The 3432-nt window shown below is 58.4% G+C and carries 3 protein-coding genes; 2 read left to right on the top strand and 1 reads right to left on the bottom strand.

Annotated elements, in window-relative coordinates:
• Positions 1 to 89: 89 nt before the first annotated feature.
• Positions 90 to 689: a 2-hydroxychromene-2-carboxylate isomerase gene (locus tag WBM93_RS09875; RefSeq protein ID WP_424431396.1), complete on the bottom strand. Its 600-nt coding sequence runs from the start codon at positions 687 to 689 to the stop codon at positions 90 to 92.
• Positions 690 to 779: 90 nt separating this feature from the next.
• Between WBM93_RS09875 and purL the strand changes: the two genes are divergently transcribed.
• Both purL and WBM93_RS09865 read left to right on the top strand, forming a co-directional pair.
• Entirely contained in the window at positions 780 to 2987 is a 2208-nt protein-coding gene (gene purL / locus WBM93_RS09870; protein WP_424431395.1) for a phosphoribosylformylglycinamidine synthase subunit PurL, read from the top strand.
• A 177-nt stretch (positions 2988 to 3164) separates the two neighbouring features.
• Positions 3165 to 3432: endonuclease domain-containing protein (locus WBM93_RS09865; RefSeq protein ID WP_424431393.1), on the top strand; the 268-nt coding region annotated here is incomplete at its 3' end.

Here is a 3432-nt window from a genome sequence, read left to right as displayed (position 1 = left end):
ATCATCGACATGATCTGGGGAACCTTCGCGACCGGCACGACGTCGGCGGTCACCGCGATGCTGGTGCTGCGTTTCGTGAAAGGCTGACTCTACCCCGCGATTTGCTCTTCGATCTGGCCCAGCCGTTCCTTTCCGAAATACATCTCGCCATCGATGTACATGGTCGGGATACCAAAGGCCCCGCGTGCGACCGCCTTTTCCGTATTGTCGATCAACGTCTGTTTGATTGCTGGGTTCTGGGTTTGCGCCAATAGCTCTGCGGCGTCGAACCCGCCGTCCTGCAAAATTGTGCCAAGCGTTTCTGCATCGGTGACATCGAGTCCGTCTTCCCAGATCGGAGGCAGGAGCAGTTCGATAAACTCCGCGCGCCTTGCGGGTTCAAGCGCGACCAGCATCCGCAGCAGGGTCATTGTGTTAAACGGAAAATGCGGGTTCATTCTGAATTTGGTCAGGCCTTGCTTTTTGATGAAGCGGTTCATCTCCAGCATCGCATATTCATTCTTCCCCTTCACATCGGCATCGCGCATGAAAGGTGGAGCATTGCCGGTCAGCTTGTGCATGCCACCGAGAAAGGCCGGGGTGATCTCGATAGTCGCGCCATGTTTTTCCGCCAGCGCCTTGAGCGGCTGCCAGATGAGATAGGCGTTGGGACTGACAAAATCGAATATCAGCTCGATGGTCTTTGACATAGATTGCTCCTTTCGCCGAAACCATAAAGCACCGGGCACAAACATCAATTCCCTCTAGTCGAAATTGCCCTGTCTCGTTAAAGGGTCTTCATGACCACAGACACGCTGATTGCAGAGCCCCAAATCTCCACCGAAACCGTGCGCGAGCACGGCCTCAACGCGGAGGAATATCAGCGGATATTGAACGCGCTCGGCCGCGAGCCGAATATCACCGAACTCGGCATATTCTCGGTGATGTGGTCGGAACATTGTTCCTATAAAAGCTCGCGCCTGCATCTCAAGAAACTCCCCACCACCGGCCCGCAGGTCATTTGCGGACCCGGCGAAAATGCGGGTGTGATCGACATTGGCGACGGACAAGCTGCGATCTTCAAGATGGAGAGCCACAATCACCCCTCTTATATCGAACCCTATCAGGGCGCGGCGACCGGTGTTGGCGGCATCCTCCGCGATGTGTTCACGATGGGCGCACGTCCGGTTGCGAACCTGAACGCGCTGCGTTTCGGACGGCCCGACCATCCCAAGATGAAGCATCTGGTCAAGGGCGTGGTCGCGGGCATTGGCGGCTATGGCAATTGCGTCGGCGTGCCAACCGTAGGCGGCGAGACCAATTTCGATCCTGCCTATGACGGAAATATCATCGTCAACGCGATGACCGTCGGCGTGGCGGACGCGGACAAGATTTTCTATTCGGCAGCGTCCGGCGTCGGCAACCCGATTGTCTATGTCGGGTCCAAGACCGGCCGCGACGGCATCCACGGCGCGACCATGGCGAGCGCGGAATTTGACGACGACAGCGATGAAAAGCGCCCCACCGTACAGGTCGGCGATCCGTTTACCGAAAAGTTGCTGATCGAGGCCTGCCTCGAACTGATGAACAGCGATGCGATTGTCGCGATCCAGGACATGGGCGCGGCAGGCCTGACCAGCTCCAGCGTCGAAATGGCGACCAATGGCGAAGTCGGTATCATCCTCGACATGGACAAGGTGCCGTGCCGCGAAACCGGCATGACCGCCTATGAAATGATGCTTAGTGAGTCGCAGGAACGCATGTTGATGGTGCTGAAACCCGGCCGCGAGGAAATGGCCGAGGCGATTTTCACAAAATGGGAACTGGATTTCGCGGTCATCGGCGAAGTCACCGACAGCCGCCGGATGGTCCTTACCCACAAGGGCGAGACGGTTTGCGACATTCCGCTCGGCCCGCTCGCCGACGATGCCCCGCTTTATGACCGCCCGCATTTGACCCGCGAAGAATATGCCAAACATATCAATATCCAGCCGATCGGTGACATTCCGGAAAACAACGACATCGGAGCGGACCTGCTAAAAATGATGGCCAGCCCTGCGCTCGCCTCGCGCCGATGGATCTGGGAACAATATGATAGTCAGGTCGGCGCAGACACCGCGCAACGCTCTGGCGGCGACGCAGCAGTGGTACGGGTGCACGGTACCAACAAGGGCCTCGCGATCACCACCGATTGCACCCCGCGCTACTGCAAGGCGGATCCCTATGAAGGCGGCAAGCAGGCGATTGCCGAAGCCTATCGCAACCTCTGCGCGGTTGGTGCCAAGCCACTCGCGACCACCGACTGCATGAATTTCGGCAATCCCGAAAAGCCGCATATCATGGCGCAATTTGTCGGCTGTATCGAGGGCATGGGCGAAGCCTGCATCGCGCTCGACATGCCGATCGTGTCTGGCAATGTCAGCCTGTATAACGAAACAACCGGCGCCGACGGCATAAGCCACGCGATCCTGCCGACACCGGCGATCGGCGCGGTCGGGCTGATCGACGATCTCGACAAGATGATGACGATCGGGTTCAAGAATGAGGGCGATATTATCGCCACCATCGGGTTCCACCATGAAGAGCTCGGACAATCGAGCTGGCTGCGGGAAATCCACGGCCGCACCGATGGCCCGCCCCCCAAAGTCGATCTCAAGGACGAGGAATGGGCCGGCCGAATCGTCCGCGAACTGATCGCCGACGGCAAAGTCACCGCCGTGCACGATATCAGCGACGGCGGTCTGGCCGTTACGCTGGCGGAAATGGCATTGGCCGGCAATCTCGGCGCCGAGATAGACAGCATGACCAGCGCCTTCGCTTTCAGCGAAGCGCAAGGCCGCTATGTCATCACCTATCGCGACGAAGAAGATCTGGATCGCGAGAAAGTGCCGTTCGAGAAAATCGGGCAGGTGAAGGGCGACAAGCTTGTGCTGAACGGCAAGCCGATTGCTGTGAGCGATCTGCGTGAAGCGCACGAGAGCTTCTTCCGCGACTGGATGGAGGACTAGACCCTCCACCACGCTTCGCGCGCCCCCCCCCTTCTCATGCCTTCGGCACGGGTTGGAAAGGTTGGTTTTGACAGTTCTGGCCTGACTGTCCCGCTACATAAAATTTTATGATACATCTTTCCTCCCTGTTGCGAAGCAATGGGGAGGTGGCGCGCCCAAGGCGTGACGGAGGGGCGATTGGCGCGAACAACCAGAAAACCGGTCCTGAACGCGAGGCAGTTGCGCAAGACGATGAGCAAACCGGAAGTCATGCTTTGGCAGCTCTTGCGCAAGAAACCGCTCGGCATCAAGTTCCGCCGCCAGCATCCACTTGGGCCCGATATCGTCGATTTCTATTGCGCATCGGCCAAGCTCGCGATCGAAGTCGACGGGATGGCTCAGGATATGGGCGATCGCCCGGAGCGAGATGAACGGAGGGAAAGGGATTTGTCTGTCCGAGGCGTCG

Source organism: Parasphingorhabdus sp. (assembly GCF_049667325.1).
Classification (GTDB): Bacteria; Pseudomonadota; Alphaproteobacteria; order Sphingomonadales; family Sphingomonadaceae; genus Parasphingorhabdus.
This window is presented reverse-complemented; position numbering and strand designations above follow the sequence as displayed.